Raw genomic sequence first — 17750 nt, forward strand, 5'->3', positions numbered from 1 at the left:
CAATGACTGACCCTACACTATTTGATTATTCAATGATTAAAGGTACTGTCGAAACTATTTTATTTCAAAATAGTGATAATTTTTATACTGTTTTAAAAGTGGATACAATTGAGACTAATGAATCATTTGATACGATGCCAACAGTAGTAGGGTTTCTTCCCAATGTTGTCGAAGGGGACGTTTATACGTTTAAGGGTCAAACAGTAGAACATCCTCGTTATGGGAAACAACTAAAAGCAGAAACATTTGAAAAAGAATTACCACAGACTAAAGATGCGATCATCAGTTATTTATCCAGTGATTTATTCAAAGGTATCGGTAAAAAAACTGCGCAAAATATAGTGAATACTTTAGGAGAAAATGCAATAAACGATATTTTGAATGATGCAAGTGTGCTTGAAAAAGTTCCAAGTTTACCTAAGAAGAAACAAAAACAAATTGCTGAACAAATCGCTTCTAATCAAGAATCAGAGAAAGTAATGATTCGATTACATGATTTAGGTTTCGGCCCTAAATTAGCAAGTTCAATTTATCAATATTATGGTGCAGAAACATTAAATGTTCTAGATAAAAACCCTTACCAACTTGTGTATGACATCAAGGGAATTGGCTTTAGTAAAGCAGACCAACTAGCACAAAAAATAGGTATTCAATTTGATGCACCTGAACGAATAAAGGCAGGTTTGTTATTTACATTAGAAGAAGAATGTATTAAACAAGGTCATACATATATGCCTCATGATCAAATCATTGAAGCAACATACAACGTCTTAACGCAAAATAGTAATCATGATGATAATCAAATAAAACAAGAACACATTCATCGAATGTTATTAGAGCTAAATGAAGAGAAAAGAATCATAGTTGATAATGAAAAAGTATCTATACCAAGTTTATATTATTCAGAATTGAAAAGTGTTCAAAATTTATACCGAATCAAAACGCATACTAGCAAGTTGAAAGAGATAGAACAATCTGATTTACAAATTCATATTGGTGAAATAGAAACGAGCAATGAAGTAAGCTATGCAGAATCACAAAAGGAAGCTTTACAGACAGCTATCAATTCTAAAGTAATGTTATTGACAGGTGGTCCTGGTACAGGTAAAACTACTGTGATCAAAGGGATTGTTGAATTGTATGCAGAAGTTCATGGAATTTCTTTAGATTATGATGATTATCAGGAAGACGATTATCCTGTAGTTTTAGCAGCACCAACCGGTCGTGCATCGAAAAGATTACAAGAGTCAACTGGATTAGAGGCTATGACGATACATCGATTGATTGGTTGGAATCAAGACACACAACCAGAAGATATACTGGATAATGAAATTAATGCACGTCTCATCATTATTGATGAGATGTCTATGGTAGATACTTGGCTATTTCACCAATTTCTGAGTGCCGTACCTTTAGATGCTCAAATTATTCTAGTGGGTGATGAAGATCAATTACCTTCTGTAGGCCCTGGTCAGGTGTTTAAAGATTTAATTGATTCTAAAACCATACCAAGAGTCAATTTAACAGAAGTTTATCGCCAACAAGATGGATCTAGTATTATTGAACTAGCTCATCGAATGAAACTGGGACAACCTATTGATATTACACAACGATTTCATGATCGAAGTTTTATCAATTGTGGTACAGATCAAATTCCAACAGTTGTCGAGAAAGTAGTTAATAGTGCTGTTAATAAAGGCTATGATATGAGCGATATCCAAGTGCTTGCCCCAATGTATAAAGGGAATGCAGGTATTAAACGATTAAACCAAATATTACAAACCATCTTAAATCCAAAAGAAAAAGATACTAGAGAAATTGAGTTTGGTGATGTCGTATTTAGAAAAGGCGATAAAGTATTACAATTAGTTAACCGTCCGAATGATAATATATTTAACGGCGATATTGGTGTGATTGTCGGTATATTTTGGGCTAAGGAAAATGCTTTAAATAAAGATGTCTTAGTCGTTGATTTTGAAGGAAATGAAATAACATTTACGCGCCAAGATTTACTCGAATTAACACATGCATATTGTACTTCTATTCATAAATCACAAGGTTCAGAGTTTCCGATTGTGATTATGCCTATAGTTAAACAATATTTTAGAATGTTGCAGCGTCCAATATTATATACAGGATTAACACGTGCGAAACAATCTTTAGTTCTATTAGGTGATCCACAGGCATTTGATATTGGTTTAAATACAAATGGACAGAAAAGATTAACACAATTATACGATATACTGAGCCAATACTTTAAAGAAAGTAAAATAGAAGACCATGAGAATGCAAATCTTCAAGACCAACATCAAGATATTCAAGTTGTAAACTTTGAGGATAAGCAAAGTAATGTAAAAGATCAAACTACATCCGATACATCAATGAGTATTGAATTATCTGAAGACACAATTTATCAAATTGATCCTATGATAAATATGGGAGAAATGTCCCCATATGACTTTGCTAAACGTTGACAATTGAAACCAATAAAATTAAAATAAACTTAAGTTCGCATAAAGATGAGTAGACAATTTTTAATATTAAGAGATGTACTGGTTGGTGAAAAGTACAATTAAAATTGTTGAACGCTACTTTGTGTCAATTTAATCATGAGACTAAAGTGATAAGAAACGGTTAGCATAATATAATCCTTTATTCTGGATTATCAAATTGCTATTTTCTATAAATGCAGTATTGATACTAACCCAACATCTTATAACTAGGGTGGTACCGCGACAACGTTCGTCCCTTTTTGAGGATGAGCGTTTTTTGTTTACATTTAAACAATAGAAACAGTTATACATTATTTGCTATTAGCTCATAAATTAAATTCAGGGAGTGTAAGTGGATGAAAAATTTAAAAGCAAGTGAAATTAGACAAAAGTATTTAGATTTCTTCGTTGAAAAAGGGCATATGGTTGAACCATCAGCACCATTAGTACCTATCGATGATGATAGTTTACTATGGATAAACTCAGGTGTTGCTACGTTAAAAAAATATTTTGATGGTAGAGAAACACCAAAAAAACCAAGAATTGTTAACTCACAAAAAGCGATTCGTACAAATGATATCGAAAATGTTGGTTTTACAGCAAGACACCATACTTTCTTTGAAATGTTAGGTAATTTCTCAATTGGTGACTATTTTAAAAACGAAGCGATAGAATTTGCATGGGAATTCTTAACTAGTGAAAAATGGATGGGTATGGAACCAGAAAAGTTATATGTAACGATTCATCCAGAAGATGTAGAAGCATATAAAATTTGGAATGAGAAAATTGGCTTAGAAGAAAGTCGTATTATAAGAATAGAAGGTAACTTCTGGGATATCGGTGAAGGACCTTCAGGACCCAATACTGAAATATTCTATGATCGTGGTGCAGACTTCGGTAAAGATGATCCAGAGGAAGAAATGTATCCTGGCGGTGAGAATGAACGTTACTTAGAAGTTTGGAATTTAGTATTCAGTGAATTTAATCATAATAAAGACCACTCATATACACCATTACCTAATAAAAATATTGATACTGGCATGGGATTAGAACGTATGACGTCTATCTCACAAAATGTACGTACTAACTATGAAACAGATTTATTTATGCCAATTATTAATGAGGTTGAACAAGTTTCTGGTAAAACATATCTGCAAAATATTGATCAAGATGTAGCGTTTAAAGTTATTGCTGATCACATTAGAACAATTTCATTTGCGATAGCGGATGGCGCATTACCTGCAAATGAAGGACGCGGATATGTATTACGTCGATTATTAAGAAGAGCTGTTCGTTTCAGTCAAACATTGGGAATTAATGAACCATTTATGTATAAATTAGTTGATATTGTTGCTGAAATTATGGAACCATATTATCCAAATGTGAAAGAGAAAAGTGAATTCATTAAACGTGTAATCAAATCTGAAGAGGAAAGATTCCATGAAACACTTGAAGAAGGTTTAGCAATTTTAAATGGCTTCATTAGTCAAGCTAAAGAAGGAAATCAAGAAATCAATGGTAAAGATGCGTTTAAACTTTATGATACTTATGGTTTCCCAATCGAACTTACTGAAGAATTAGCAACTCAAGAAGGTTTAACAGTTGATATGACAACTTTTGAAGCGGAGATGCAACAACAACGAGATAGAGCACGTCAAGCACGTCAAAATTCACAATCAATGCAAGTTCAAAGTGAAGTATTAAAGAACATTACTACTGAAAGTCATTTTGTTGGTTATAATACAACAGATTATCAAACAGAATTGATTCATTTAATTCAAAATGGTGAAGAAGTTGATAAAGCGGATACTGGAGAAACGATTTACTTTATGCTAAAAGATACACCATTTTATGCAGTAAGTGGTGGACAAGTTGCTGATAAAGGTACCGTAAGCAATGATCATTTTGAAATTGCTGTAACTGAGGTAACTAAAGCACCAAATGGTCAAAACTTGCACAAAGGTACAATACAATTTGGACAAGTTACTAAAGGAGCTGAAGTAGATGCTAGTGTCAATAAAGACGAGCGTCGTTCTATTCAAAAAAATCATAGCGCGACACATTTATTACATGCAGCATTAAAAGAAGTTTTAGGCGATCATGTTAATCAAGCAGGCTCATTAGTCGAACCTAATCGTTTGAGATTTGACTTCTCACATTTTGGTCAAATGACTCAAGATGAAATCAACCAAGTTGAAAGACGTGTTAATGAAGAGATTTGGAGAGGTATTGACGTTCGAATTCAAGAAATGAATATTGATGAAGCAAAAGCAATGGGTGCGATGGCTTTATTCGGTGAAAAATACGGCGATGTTGTAAGAGTAGTAAATATGGCTCCATTTTCTATTGAATTATGTGGTGGTATTCACGTAGAGAATACAGCGGAAATAGGATTATTCAAAATAGTAAGTGAATCTGGTACTGGTGCTGGAGTAAGACGTATAGAAGCCTTAACTGGTAAAGCAGCATTCTTATACCTAGAACATATTCAAGAACAATTTAACTTAGTTAAAGATTTAGTTAAAGTCAAAACTGATGATCAAGTTGTAGATAAGATCACACAAATTCAAGATGAAGAAAAATCATTAATTAAACAATTAGAGCAAAGAGATAAAGAAATTACATCACTTAAAATGGGCAATATTGAAGAACAAGTTGAAACAATTAATGGGTTAAAAGTATTAGCAACAGAAGTAGATGTGCCAAATGCTAAGGCAATTCGCTCAACAATGGATGACTTTAAGTCTAAATTACAAGATACTGTGATTATTCTTGCAAGTAACGTAGATGGTAAAGTATCTATCATTGCTACTGTGCCGAAAGACCAAACTGACAAAATTAAAGCTGGTGACATTATTAAAAATATGGCACCAATTGTAGGTGGTAAAGGTGGTGGCCGTCCAGATATGGCACAAGGTGGCGGAACACAACCAGAGAACATCACAGAATCATTACGCTTTATTAAAGATTACATTAAAAATATATAATTTAATCATAACTTCGTGTAGAATAAAATAGAATCAATTTATGAATTGAAGGAGTGACGATATGGAAAACTTTGATAAAACAATGAAATTCAAATATGAAGATATTCCAGAAGAAGATGTCAAATCAGTATTAGAAAATGTCCACCGAACTTTAGAAGAAAGAGGCTATAATGCCGTCAATCAAATCGTAGGATATCTACTATCAGGCGATCCGGCCTATATTCCACGTCAAAATGAAGCTAGAAATCAAATACGTCACATTGACAGAGATGTGATTATGGAAGAACTTGTTTCAAATTATTTATCTGAGTCTAAAGAATAACTATATATGTTAAAACATAAAATACTCGGATTAGACGTAGGTAGCAAAACTGTAGGTATAGCGATTAGTGATTTAATGGGTTGGACTGCTCAAGGTTTAGACACACTCCGTATCGATGAAAATAATAATGAATTAGGTATCGATCAACTCGTAGACATCATTAAGAAACATGGCGTTGGTACAGTAGTTATCGGATTACCTAAAAACATGAACAATTCTATTGGATTTCGTGGAGAAGCTTCGTTACAATACAAAGAGAAACTACAAGAAGCGTTACCATCTATAGAAATTATTATGTGGGACGAGCGATTAAGTACAATGGCTGCTGAAAAGTCATTACTTGAAGCAGATGTTTCAAGGCAAAAAAGAAAAAAAGTAATAGATAAAATGGCCGCAGTATTTATATTACAAGGCTATTTAGATTCTATTTCATAAAGGAGAAATAAAATGACTGAACATAATCACGATACAGAATTAAATATTAATAATGAAGAGGAACTTTTAACATTATATGATGAAGAAGGAAATGAAGTACTTTATCGTAAAATGTTAGAATTCTATCACCCTGAATTTAAAAAAGAATATGTTGTGTTAGCCGAAGAAGGTGCACAAACAGATGAAGATGATATGATTGAACTAGTACCAATGATTAATGAACCTGATGAATCAGGTGATGGTGGTAAATTAGTTCCAATCGAAACAGACGAAGAATGGGACATGATTGAAGAAGTAGTTAATACTGAAATTGATGAATAAGTACTAGAATAATAAAGTTAAAATACGCCTTATGTGAAGACATCAACATGTCAAAGCATAAGGCGTTTTTATCATTAATAAACTTATTCTAAAATTTTAACTTTGAGTCGTACCATTAAGATTTATACTTATAATCACGCTGAAATTATGGTAAAATATTTAGAGTTAAATATTATATGCATCGTTTTAATATACAACGGTTATATATTTGTGCGTTGTTGTAATCAGTCAAATTCATTGATTTATACTTTAAATCAATACATAGGCTGATTTATTTTTATTGCCTTATAAATTTGTAGTTATTTTACACAAAGGAAGTCGTTTTATAATGAATACAAATCATTCATATATTCTTAATCTGCATAAAATTAATGACAATCATATAGAAGCCTTAAGAGAATATGCAGTTAATCATCAAGTACCTATCGTCGATCGAAATACATTAGAAATGATTAAACAAATCATTCGTATAAATCATACAACTCGTATTCTTGAAATTGGTACAGCAATTGGATATAGCGCCATGCAATTCGCTTCAGTATCGGACGATATTCAAGTAACTACAATCGAAAGAAATTCAGAAATGATACATCAAGCTAAATCAAATATTTCAAATAATCATTATTCTCATCGAATACGTCTTATTGAGGGAGATGCTTTAGAGCAATTCGATAAAATTAAAGATCAAACATTCGATATGTTATTTATCGATGCAGCAAAAGCACAATCAAAGAAATTTTTTGAGTTATACACTCCCTTACTTAGAGAAGGTGGCATTGTCATTACTGATAATGTACTTTACCATGGCTTTGTTTCAGACATAGATATTGTAAGATCAAGAAACGTACGACAAATGGTAAAAAAAGTTCAACAATTTAATGAGTGGTTAATGCAACAAGATGGCTATACAACAAACTTTTTAAATATGGATGATGGATTAGCAATTTCAATAAAAGGAGAATGACTATGCCAGAATTACTAGTTACTCCTAAGTCACTAACACATATGGAAACACTAATAGACATAGGTGCGGATGCATTTGTTATTGGTGAACAAAAATTTGGTTTACGACTTCCAGGAGAATTTAATCGTGAAGATATGACAAAAGCTGTAACAATAGCACACAACAATAATAAAAAAGTGTACGCCGCAGTTAATGGTTTATTCCATAATTATCATTTAGCTGCATTAGAAGATTATATTCAATTTTTACATGAAATACGGGTGGATAGAATTATTTTTGGTGATCCAGCAGTTGTGATGTATGTAAAACAACAGTCCAATCCAATTCCATTACATTGGGATGCTGAGACATTAGTCACTAATTATTTCCAATGTAATTATTGGGGGAAAAAGGGAGCAACTAGAGCCGTCTTAGCAAGAGAATTAAGTCTTGAAGAAATTCTCAATATAAAAGCGCATGCCGACGTTGAAATCGAAGTCCAAGTGCACGGTATGACTTGCATGTTCCAATCAAAAAGAATGTTATTAGGTAATTATTACACATTCCAAGACAGACAAATGAAAATTCAACGTAGTGATAATCAAAATGATTTATTACTATATGATGAAGAACGTGAAAATAAATACCCGGTATTTGAAGATTACAATGGCACGCATATTATGTCTCCAAATGATATATGCCTTATAGAGGAATTAGAACCATTTTTTGAAGCAGGCATTGATGCATTTAAAATAGATGGTATTTTACAAACTGAAGAATATATAAACGTTGTCACACAACAATATCGTGAAGCAATTGATCTTTATAATGAAGACCCTGAGACATATGAAGATGAAAAATTTATGCTTGTAGACCCAATCGAAGAGATTCAACCAGAACATCGTCCATTTGATGAAGGTTTCTTATTTAAGCATACAGTATATTAGGAGGCTGAATCATGAAAACATTAGAAGACATTAAAGGTGCTTCAAAAACTAAAATGAAGATGCCAGAATTACTTGCTCCAGCTGGTAACTTAGAAAAATTAAAAATTGCAGTACATTACGGTGCAGATGCAGTATTTTTAGGCGGACAAGAATATGGCTTAAGATCAAATGCTGATAATTTTACTATGGATGAAATCGCTGAAGGCGTAGAATTTGCAAATCGATATGGCGCAAAAATATATGTTACAACGAATATTATTGCACATGATGATAATATGGAAGGCTTAGATGACTATTTAATGAACCTTGAAGCTACAGGAGCTACAGGGATAATTGTTGCTGATCCACTAATTATTGAAACATGCAAAAAAGTAGCGCCAAAGTTAGAAATACACTTATCTACTCAACAATCATTATCTAATTACAAAGCAGTTGAATTTTGGAAAGAAGAAGGTCTTGACCGAGTTGTTTTAGCACGTGAGACTGGTGCGATGGAAATGAAAGAGATGAAAGAGAAAGTTGATATTGAAATTGAAGCCTTTATTCATGGAGCGATGTGTATTGCGTATTCAGGAAGATGTACATTAAGTAATCATATGACTGCACGTGATTCTAACAGAGGTGGTTGTTGTCAAAGTTGCCGTTGGGACTATGATTTATTACAAGTAGACGATGATGGAGAATTAGATCTATTTTATGAAGATGGTGAAGTAGTTCCATTTGCAATGAGTCCTAAAGATTTAAAATTAATCGAATCTATTCCACAAATGATGGATTTAGGTGTCGATTCATTAAAAATAGAAGGACGAATGAAATCAATTCATTATATAGCAACTGTTGTCTCTGTTTATCGTAAAGTCATTGATGCTTATGCTGAAGACCCAGAACATTTCACAATTAATCCAGAATGGTTAATCGAATTAGATAAATGTGCTAATAGAGATACAGCACCTGCCTTTTTTGAAGGTACACCAGGTTATGAAGAGCAAATGTTTGGAGAACAACAATCTAAAAAATCACCATATGATTTTTGTGGCTTAGTATTAGACTACGATGAAGCAACGCAAATCGCTACTATCCAACAAAGAAATAACTTTAAACCAGGACAAGAAATTGAATTCTTTGGGCCTGAAATAGAAAGCTTTAAACAAATTGTAGATACAATTTATGATGAAGAAGGCAATCAACTTGATGCTGCACGTCATCCATTGCAAATTGTACAAATTAAAGTCGATCGTCCAATCTTTGCGAACAACATGATGAGAAAGGAAATCGGGTAATGACACAAACGACGATTATAGGGATTGCTGGAGGCTCTGGTTCTGGTAAAACAACTGTCACAAATGAAATTATGAAAAATCTAGAAGGTCATAGTATTGCATTATTAGCGCAAGACTATTATTATAAAGACCAATCACATTTAACTTTTGAAGAGCGTTTGGAGACAAACTATGATCATCCATTTGCATTTGATAACGATTTGTTAATTCAAAATCTTAAAGATTTAAGAAATGGTAAAGCTGTTGAAGTACCAACTTATGATTATGCAAGTCATACTAGAAGCGAACAAACAATTGCATTTGAACCTAAAGATGTTATCATCGTAGAAGGTATCTTCGCTTTAGAAAACAAGACGTTACGTGATATGATGGATGTTAAAATATATGTCGATACGGATGCAGATTTAAGAATATTACGTCGCCTAAAAAGAGACACTCATGAGCGTGGACGATCTATGGATTCAGTTATCAATCAATACTTAAATGTGGTGCGCCCTATGCACGAACAATTTATTGAACCAACTAAGAAACATGCTGACATCATTATTCCAGAAGGTGGCAGTAACAAGGTAGCCATTGATATCATGACTACTAAGATTCAATCTTTAGTTAGTAAACAATAGTATTAAAAGTAAAGGAAGATGACATAATGGAAAATCAAAAACAGTATCCAATGACACAAGAAGGATTTGAAAAGCTAGAACAAGAATTAGAAGAATTAAAAACGGTTAAAAGACCAGAAGTAGTAGAAAAAATTAAAGTTGCACGTTCATTTGGTGACTTATCTGAGAACTCCGAATATGATGCAGCAAAAGATGAACAAGGTTTTATTGAACAAGATATTCAACGTATTGAACATATGATTAGAAATGCTTTAATCATCGAAGATACTGGCGACAATAATACTGTTCAAATTGGTAAAACTGTGACTTTTGTTGAATTACCAGGTGATGAAGAAGAAAGTTACCAGATTGTGGGTTCTGCCGAAGCAGATGCTTTCAAAGGTAAAATTTCAAATGAATCTCCAATGGCATCAGCATTAATCGGTAAATCATTAGATGATGAAGTCCGCGTACCATTACCAAATGGTGGAGAAATGAACGTTAAAATTGTTGATATTAAATAATTAAAATAGCTATAAACATTGCAAGCATTGTTATTTTACAATGCTTGCTTTTTTATGTGGAAAAATACTTAATCTATACTTCGATTTTAGTTTGAGCAATAGAAAATGACATAATTAATAGCGACAAAAACAAAAGATTATGATTAAATAGAATATAGAAAATTTTGTATAATTAGTTTTATTGTTGAAATGAGCAATTTTTTGTTTATAGGGACAAATTGGTTATTAACAATAATTCGAATTACTTATTAAACATATATACAATGAAAATGATACAATAGAATGGTACAACAACTAAGTCCTATATAAAGGGGAGGAATTGGTAAGTTGGAAACAAGATTGATTAATGAACAATCACTAATGATTTATTTCGAAAATGAAATTAGTGAAAATACATATGAAAAAGTAAATAAGACAGTACAATATATTCAGAATCAAAAGCACAAGGATATTATTGATATTGTCCCATCTTACAGAGCTATTTTAATTACATTCGATAATATGAGTATCGATGGCACTAAATTGATTGAAAATTTAGAACTTAGTCAAATTTCGGACACAAATCTAAATAATCAGAATCAACGCAAGATTATTACCGTACCCGTTGTATATGGTGGAGAATTTGGTCCAGATTTAGATGAGGTTGCGTCTTATAATAATTTGACAAATGAAGAAGTGATAGATATACACACACAACAAGCTTATTTGATCTATATGCTAGGCTTTATGCCAGGGTTCCCATATTTAGGTGGATTAGATAAGCGCATTCATACACCACGTCGTTCTGAACCAAGAGTTAAGATTGACGCTGGTTCAGTAGGTATTGCAAATAACCAAACGGGGTTATATCCACTAGATTCACCGGGAGGTTGGCAAATTATTGGACGTACACCATTAAAAGTTTTTGATTTAAATAGAGATCCAATGACGATTTATGAGGCTGGCGATTATATTCAATTTAAGGCCATTACACAAAGTGAATACGACCAAATTGTATCAGATATTAATGATGAACATTTTGAAATAGATAAGTGGGTGACGTACGAAAATGAGTATTAAAATTTTGAAACCAGGTTTATTTACTACTGTTCAAGATATTGGTCGTAAAGGTTATATGAACGTTGGGTTTTCAGAAGCAGGTGCACTTGATCAGCATCATTATCAAATTGCATCTCATCTCATTGGCAATAATGGCCCAGCATTGGAGTTTACAATTATTGGTCCAACGATACAGTTTTTACAAGAGAATTCATTTACAATAGCAGGTGGTCGCTTCAATGCAACGCTCAATGGTGACGCAATCGAATCTCAGATTATATATGGTGTGAAACCAGGTGATATATTAGAGATTGGTAATGCGATCACAGGTGCTAGAGGGTATATTACGTTTGGACAACCACTTGATATACCACTAATTGCTGACAGTTATTCGACACACACAAGAAGTAAGATGGGTGGATACAAAGGACGATCTTTAAAGAAAGACGATGTTATTCAAACAATTGAGCACCCTTCTTATAAGAAAAATATTGGACGTGCTTCTCAAATTAATCTTGCAAATAAAGATAATGTAATACACATCATTGAAGGACCACAAATTGCATCATTTTCTGAGGAAGCAAAATCAAAATTAACTGAAAATGAATATGTAATTTCAGAGATGTCAGATCGTATGGGTTTCCGTCTTAAAGGAGAAAATATTGCACCTGAAGAAAGTGCCGATATTATTTCTGAGCCTGTAGCATTAGGTAGTATTCAAGTGCCTAATGATGGTAATCCTATCATTTTACTTAATGATAAACAGACTGTTGGTGGTTATACAAAAATTGCTACAGTTACACAATTAGGGTTAAATCTATTAGTTCAATTTCAACCAGGTGAGTCGATTCGCTTTAAATGGATATCAGTAGAAGAGGCTATAAATGAAACAAATCAATTTAATAAACAGTTTAAAGAAGAATTAATGAAAATAAATAGTCAGCCGCTATACGACATGAAAAGTATGAGAAGAACATCTAGAAAATTAGCGAATCTGATGAAAGGAGAATTTTAACAAATGAATACCAAAAAAATAGAAGAGATTATTAAATTAGTAAAAGCAAATGATGTTAAAAAATTTAAATATAAGGATTTTGAAAATGAAATAGAGTTAGATTTCACAGAAAGTCAAGTTATATCTCAAGCGCCTTCCGTTTCACAAGGCCCAAGCAGTAATTCAAATCAAAATGCTCAACAAGATACACAAAGTACAGATATTCAAACTGAAGAAAATGCTATTAAATCACCTATGGTCGGAACATTCTTTTTACAAGATAGTAAAGAATTAACTGAACCACAAATTAAAGTTGGAGACAAAATTGAAAAAGGTGACGTGATAGGTTTTATAGAGGCCATGAAAGTAATGAATGAAGTGACGAGTGATATTGCTGGAGAAGTGGCTAATATTGCTGTAGAACATGGTACAAATGTTGAATATGACCAAATATTAGTGACTTTGAAGTAAGGAGGCTTACATGATGTATCGATGTTTAATTGCAAACAGAGGGGAAATTGCTGTAAGGATTATTCGTGCCTGTAGAGAAATGGGTATCGAAACCGTAGCAATTTATGCTAAAGGAGATGAAGATAGTCTTCATGTAGGGTTAGCAGATCAAGCTATATGTATTGGTGAAGCAAACCCTCTTGATAGCTATTTAAATATTCCAAGAATAATTGGAGCCGCTGAGGTAAGTGGTGCAAATGCAATACACCCAGGTTATGGCTTTTTATCAGAATCAACTTCATTTGCTGAAGCAGTTGAAGATAATAATATTCATTTTATAGGACCCAATAAAACTACTATGGAAATGATGGGAGATAAGATAACCGCTAGACAAACAGTAGATGGCGCTGGCGTACCAGTGATACCTGGATCTACTGACGAAGTAAAATCAGTAGAAGAAATTGAAGAACTTGCTAAAGATATTGGTTATCCTGTTGTTTTAAAAGCTGCTAGTGGCGGTGGTGGTAAAGGTATACGAATTGTTAAAGAACGTGAACAATTAGCTAAGGCATTCAAAGAAGCCAAAAGTGAAGGGGAAAAATATTTCAACGATAATCGTGTATATGTCGAAGCATTTATACCAGTTGCTAAACATGTTGAAGTACAAATTATTGGTGATGGTAAAGATAACTTTGTGCATTTAGGTGAACGTGACTGCTCAGTACAAAGAAAAAATCAAAAATTAATAGAAGAATCTCCATGTGCTGCACTTACAGAAGAAAGACGAGAACGAATTTGTGAAGATGCGGTTAAAGTAGCAAAAGCATCAAAATATAGAAGTGCAGGAACAATTGAATTCTTAGTTACTGAAGATGCACATTATTTCATTGAAATGAATGCGAGAATTCAAGTAGAACATACAGTAACTGAAATGCGTGCGGATAGAGATTTATTAGTCGCACAACTTTATTTATTACAACATGATGAGTTACCGTTTAAACAAGAAGATATCAGATTTAACGGTCACGTCATTGAAGCTAGAATAAATGCTGAAAATCCGGAAAAACAATTCCAACCTACACCGGGTAAAGTTAATGCTTTGCATTTACCACAAGGTTTTAACGTCAGAGTAGACTCTCTGCTTTATCCAGGTTACAAGGTTTCTCCTTACTATGATTCATTAGTAGCCAAAGTAATTGTTAAAGGTGCGGATAGAAGTAGTGCAATCCAAAAATTAAAAGTGACGTTAGATGAAATGGTCATTGACGGCTTTACAACGACTGCTGATTTCTTATATGCAGTACTCAATTATCCTGCATATGCAGATGGTGATGCTAGGAATGTAGATATAAAATTCCTAGAAAAACATCAAATTATTAAAGGGGTGACTTTATAATGCAAATAGACTTAAATTGTGACTTAGGAGAAGCATTTGGTAACTATTCTTTTGGTGGAGATAAAGACATACTTCCACTAATCACTTCAGCCAATATCGCGTGTGGATTCCATGCTGGAGATGCCAATGTGATGAATGAAACGATTCAATTAGCAAAAAGACATAACATTGGCATTGGAGCACATCCAGGTTTACCTGATTTACAAGGCTTTGGTCGTCGTAAATTAGATATGTCACCTGAAGAAGTATATAACATTGTAGTTTATCAACTAGGGGCGCTAAATGGCTTTTGTCAGATTCATGATGTGAAAATGAATCATGTAAAACCACATGGTGCATTGTACCAAATGGGTGCTAAAGATAAGTCAATTGCAAGTGCGATTGCACAAGCAGTGTATGACTTTGATAAAACGTTGGTATTTGTTGGTTTGGCTAATACATTACTCATATCAGAGGCTAAAAAATTAGGCTTAAAAACTGCATCTGAGGTTTTTGCAGACCGTCGTTATGAAGATGACGGCCAACTTGTTAGTCGTAAAGAACCTGATGCTGTGATATCTGACTCTGACGAAGCATTAAATCAAGTCGTTAAAATGGTAACAGAAAATAAAGTTATATCTAAAAATAATAAAGAAATCACACTTCAAGCAGATACGATATGCGTTCACGGCGATGGTGCGCATGCTTTAGAATTTGTAACTAAAATTAGGGAAAAATTAACGAAAGAAGGCATTGATATTCAGTCCTTATAGGGGGTTCTAATATGGGAGAAAAATTATCATCAAACAATAATGGGAAAGCAACATTCACTAGAAATCATAAAAGATTATTGCTAGGATCAGTTTTCTTAATGGCAACGTCAGCTATTGGACCTGCCTTTTTAACTCAAACGGCAGTATTTACAGCACAATTTTATGCTAGTTTCGCGTTTGCGATTTTAATTTCTATATTAATAGATATAGGTGCACAAATTAATATCTGGCGAGTTCTTGTTGTTACTGGCTTAAGAGGACAAGAGGTATCCAATAAAATTGTTCCTGGTCTTGGAACAGTTATCTCTGTTTTAATTGCATTCGGTGGATTAGCCTTTAATATTGGTAATATCGCCGGTGCAGGTCTAGGACTAAACGCTATGTTTGGTATAGATGTAAAATGGGGTGCAGCGATTACTGCTATCTTTTCAATTTTGATTTTTGTTAGTAAAAGTGGTCAAAAAATTATGGATGTCGTATCTATGATTTTAGGTGTCGTTATGATATTAATCGTAGCATATGTCATGGTTGTATCTAATCCACCATATGGAGATGCCTTGGTACATACTTTCGCACCTGAACATCCAATCAAATTAATTTTACCTATAATTACATTAGTGGGTGGAACAGTAGGTGGTTATATTACATTTGCTGGAGCACACAGAATTTTGGACTCTGGTATCAAAGGTAAAGAATTTTTACCATTTGTTAACCATTCAGCTATTGCAGGTATTTTAACTACGGGTGTGATGCGTACATTATTATTCCTAGCAGTATTAGGTGTTGTTGTAACTGGTGTTACTCTTAGTTCTGAAAACCCACCAGCGTCAGTGTTTGAACATGCTATAGGACCTATTGGGAAAAATATATTTGGTGTTGTTATTTTTGCAGCAGCAATGTCTTCAGTAATCGGTTCAGCTTATACTAGTGCTACGTTCTTAAAAACAATGCACAAATCACTTTTCAACAAGAATAATTTAATTGTTATTACATTTATAGTTATTTCAACAATCATTTTCTTATTCATTGGTAAACCTGTAAGTTTACTTATAATCGCAGGTGTGATTAACGGTTGGATTTTACCAATTACACTATCTGTCATTTTAATTGCAAGTAGAAAGAAATCGATTGTTGGCGATTATAAACACCCTACATGGATGTTAGTATTCGGTATTGTAGCTGTTATCGTTACAATTTTAACTGGTATCTTTTCATTACAAGATTTAGCAAGTTTATGGAAAGGTTAAATAATAGTTTTTGTTTAATAACTAAATAATTAATGGGCGTTAATACAATGAGGTCCTGATAAAAGTAAATAGGATTATAGATGATTAAAAAGTCAAATGTTAAAACTTTGACTTGGTATAGTTAACCTATTAAACAATCCTATTTTCGGAGAACTGTTTTGTCTCAGTTCGAGCGATGAATTACTTTGTCATGTCTCCTCATAGTATTAGCGCTTTATTTTTGTAATATATAGGTAGCGTTTTTAATGCGAGTAGTATCGTTGAAATTATGAAAATGTGATAGAATAACAAATGCTAGTATAATATAAGTAAGGTGGGACAATAATGATTGGTATTATTGGTGCAATGGAAGAAGAAGTTGCCATTTTAAAAGATAAATTAGTGAATTTAAGTGAAATTACAGTTGCACATGTTAAATTTTATACAGGTGAACTTAATCATAAAGAAGTTGTCATTACTCAAAGTGGTATAGGTAAAGTCAATGCTGCAATTTCAACAACACTACTCATCGAAAAATTTAATCCTAAATACATTATCAACACTGGTTCTGCCGGTGCATTAGATGAAAGTCTAGAAATTGGTGATGTATTGATCAGCAATGATGTGACGTATCATGATGCTGACGCTACTGCATTTGGATATGCATTAGGACAAATTCCGCAAATGCCTGAAAAATATGAAGCTAATGAACAATTATTAAGTGAAACTGTTGAAGTGGTTCAACAACAACATTTAAATGCTAAAACAGGTTTGATAGTGAGTGGCGACAGTTTTATAGGTAGTGCAGAACAACGTAAATTAATAAAATCACGATTTACAGACGCTATGGCAGTTGAAATGGAAGCAACAGCAATTGCACAAGTATGTTATCAATTTAAAGTTCCTTTTATAATCACAAGAGCAGTATCTGATTTAGCAAATGGTGAAGCGGATATGACGTTTGAGGAATTTTTAGGTAAGGCTGCAGTTTCTTCAAGTGAAATGGTAGAATTATTAGTAAAAAAATTATAATAAATGAGT

17 protein-coding genes are annotated in these 17750 nt (G+C 33.1%); all 17 read left to right on the forward strand.

The window, feature by feature from the left end:
• Positions 1–2: 2 nt before the first annotated feature.
• The 17 genes from recD2 (at position 3) to mtnN (ending at position 17741) form a co-directional block, all read left to right on the forward strand.
• Positions 3–2474 (forward strand): SF1B family DNA helicase RecD2, encoded by a 2472-nt coding sequence (recD2, locus tag P7F85_RS05965; RefSeq protein WP_002466734.1) that lies wholly within the window; start codon positions 3–5, stop codon positions 2472–2474.
• Between the two features lie 374 nt (positions 2475–2848).
• Entirely contained in the window at positions 2849–5479 is a 2631-nt protein-coding gene (gene alaS, locus P7F85_RS05970; RefSeq protein ID WP_002466736.1) for an alanine--tRNA ligase, read from the forward strand.
• Positions 5480–5540: 61 nt separating this feature from the next.
• A complete protein-coding gene (locus P7F85_RS05975) occupies positions 5541–5801 on the forward strand; it encodes an IreB family regulatory phosphoprotein (RefSeq protein ID WP_002451822.1) in 261 nt (86 codons plus the stop codon).
• Positions 5802–5807: 6 nt separating this feature from the next.
• Complete coding sequence (gene ruvX, locus P7F85_RS05980; protein WP_002466731.1) at positions 5808–6236, forward strand: Holliday junction resolvase RuvX; 429 nt, start codon at positions 5808–5810, stop codon at positions 6234–6236.
• A gap of 12 nt (positions 6237–6248) precedes the next feature.
• Entirely contained in the window at positions 6249–6557 is a 309-nt protein-coding gene (locus tag P7F85_RS05985) for a DUF1292 domain-containing protein (protein ID WP_002466733.1), read from the forward strand.
• 328 nt (positions 6558–6885) lie between these two features.
• The gene (locus tag P7F85_RS05990; protein ID WP_015364944.1) at positions 6886–7521 is read left to right on the forward strand and encodes an O-methyltransferase; all 636 of its coding nucleotides are present in this window, start codon (positions 6886–6888) and stop codon (positions 7519–7521) included.
• Positions 7522–7523: 2 nt separating this feature from the next.
• Positions 7524–8447 carry a peptidase U32 family protein gene (locus P7F85_RS05995; protein ID WP_019235934.1) on the forward strand — a complete coding sequence of 308 codons (924 nt, stop codon included), beginning with the start codon at positions 7524–7526 and terminating at the stop codon, positions 8445–8447.
• Positions 8448–8458: 11 nt separating this feature from the next.
• The gene (locus P7F85_RS06000; RefSeq protein ID WP_015364946.1) at positions 8459–9727 is read left to right on the forward strand and encodes a peptidase U32 family protein; all 1269 of its coding nucleotides are present in this window, start codon (positions 8459–8461) and stop codon (positions 9725–9727) included.
• Complete coding sequence (gene udk, locus P7F85_RS06005; RefSeq protein WP_002466211.1) at positions 9727–10350, forward strand: uridine kinase; 624 nt, start codon at positions 9727–9729, stop codon at positions 10348–10350. Before P7F85_RS06000 ends, udk begins: the two co-directional genes overlap by 1 nt.
• A 26-nt stretch (positions 10351–10376) precedes the next feature.
• A complete protein-coding gene (gene greA, locus P7F85_RS06010) occupies positions 10377–10853 on the forward strand; it encodes a transcription elongation factor GreA (RefSeq protein ID WP_002451829.1) in 477 nt (158 codons plus the stop codon).
• A gap of 327 nt (positions 10854–11180) precedes the next feature.
• Positions 11181–11912, forward strand: a complete 732-nt coding sequence (pxpB, locus tag P7F85_RS06015) for a 5-oxoprolinase subunit PxpB (RefSeq protein ID WP_002466221.1) — start codon at positions 11181–11183, stop codon at positions 11910–11912.
• On the forward strand, positions 11902–12906 hold the full coding sequence (locus tag P7F85_RS06020; protein WP_015364947.1) for a 5-oxoprolinase subunit C family protein: 1005 nt from the start codon (positions 11902–11904) through the stop codon (positions 12904–12906). The genes pxpB and P7F85_RS06020 overlap by 11 nt, the downstream gene beginning before the upstream one ends.
• A gap of 3 nt (positions 12907–12909) precedes the next feature.
• Positions 12910–13356, forward strand: coding sequence for an acetyl-CoA carboxylase biotin carboxyl carrier protein (locus tag P7F85_RS06025; protein ID WP_002466209.1), 447 nt, complete (start codon positions 12910–12912; stop codon positions 13354–13356).
• A gap of 13 nt (positions 13357–13369) precedes the next feature.
• Positions 13370–14731, forward strand: coding sequence for an acetyl-CoA carboxylase biotin carboxylase subunit (locus P7F85_RS06030; RefSeq protein WP_026088916.1), 1362 nt, complete (start codon positions 13370–13372; stop codon positions 14729–14731).
• Positions 14731–15483, forward strand: a complete 753-nt coding sequence (gene pxpA / locus P7F85_RS06035; protein ID WP_002466216.1) for a 5-oxoprolinase subunit PxpA — start codon at positions 14731–14733, stop codon at positions 15481–15483. The genes P7F85_RS06030 and pxpA overlap by 1 nt, the downstream gene beginning before the upstream one ends.
• Before the next feature lie 11 nt (positions 15484–15494).
• The gene (locus tag P7F85_RS06040) at positions 15495–16730 is read left to right on the forward strand and encodes an NRAMP family divalent metal transporter (RefSeq protein ID WP_002466218.1); all 1236 of its coding nucleotides are present in this window, start codon (positions 15495–15497) and stop codon (positions 16728–16730) included.
• 324 nt (positions 16731–17054) lie between these two features.
• Complete coding sequence (mtnN, locus tag P7F85_RS06045) at positions 17055–17741, forward strand: 5'-methylthioadenosine/S-adenosylhomocysteine nucleosidase (RefSeq protein ID WP_002466220.1); 687 nt, start codon at positions 17055–17057, stop codon at positions 17739–17741.
• Positions 17742–17750: the final 9 nt, after the last annotated feature.

Source organism: Staphylococcus sp. aM (assembly GCF_052975125.1).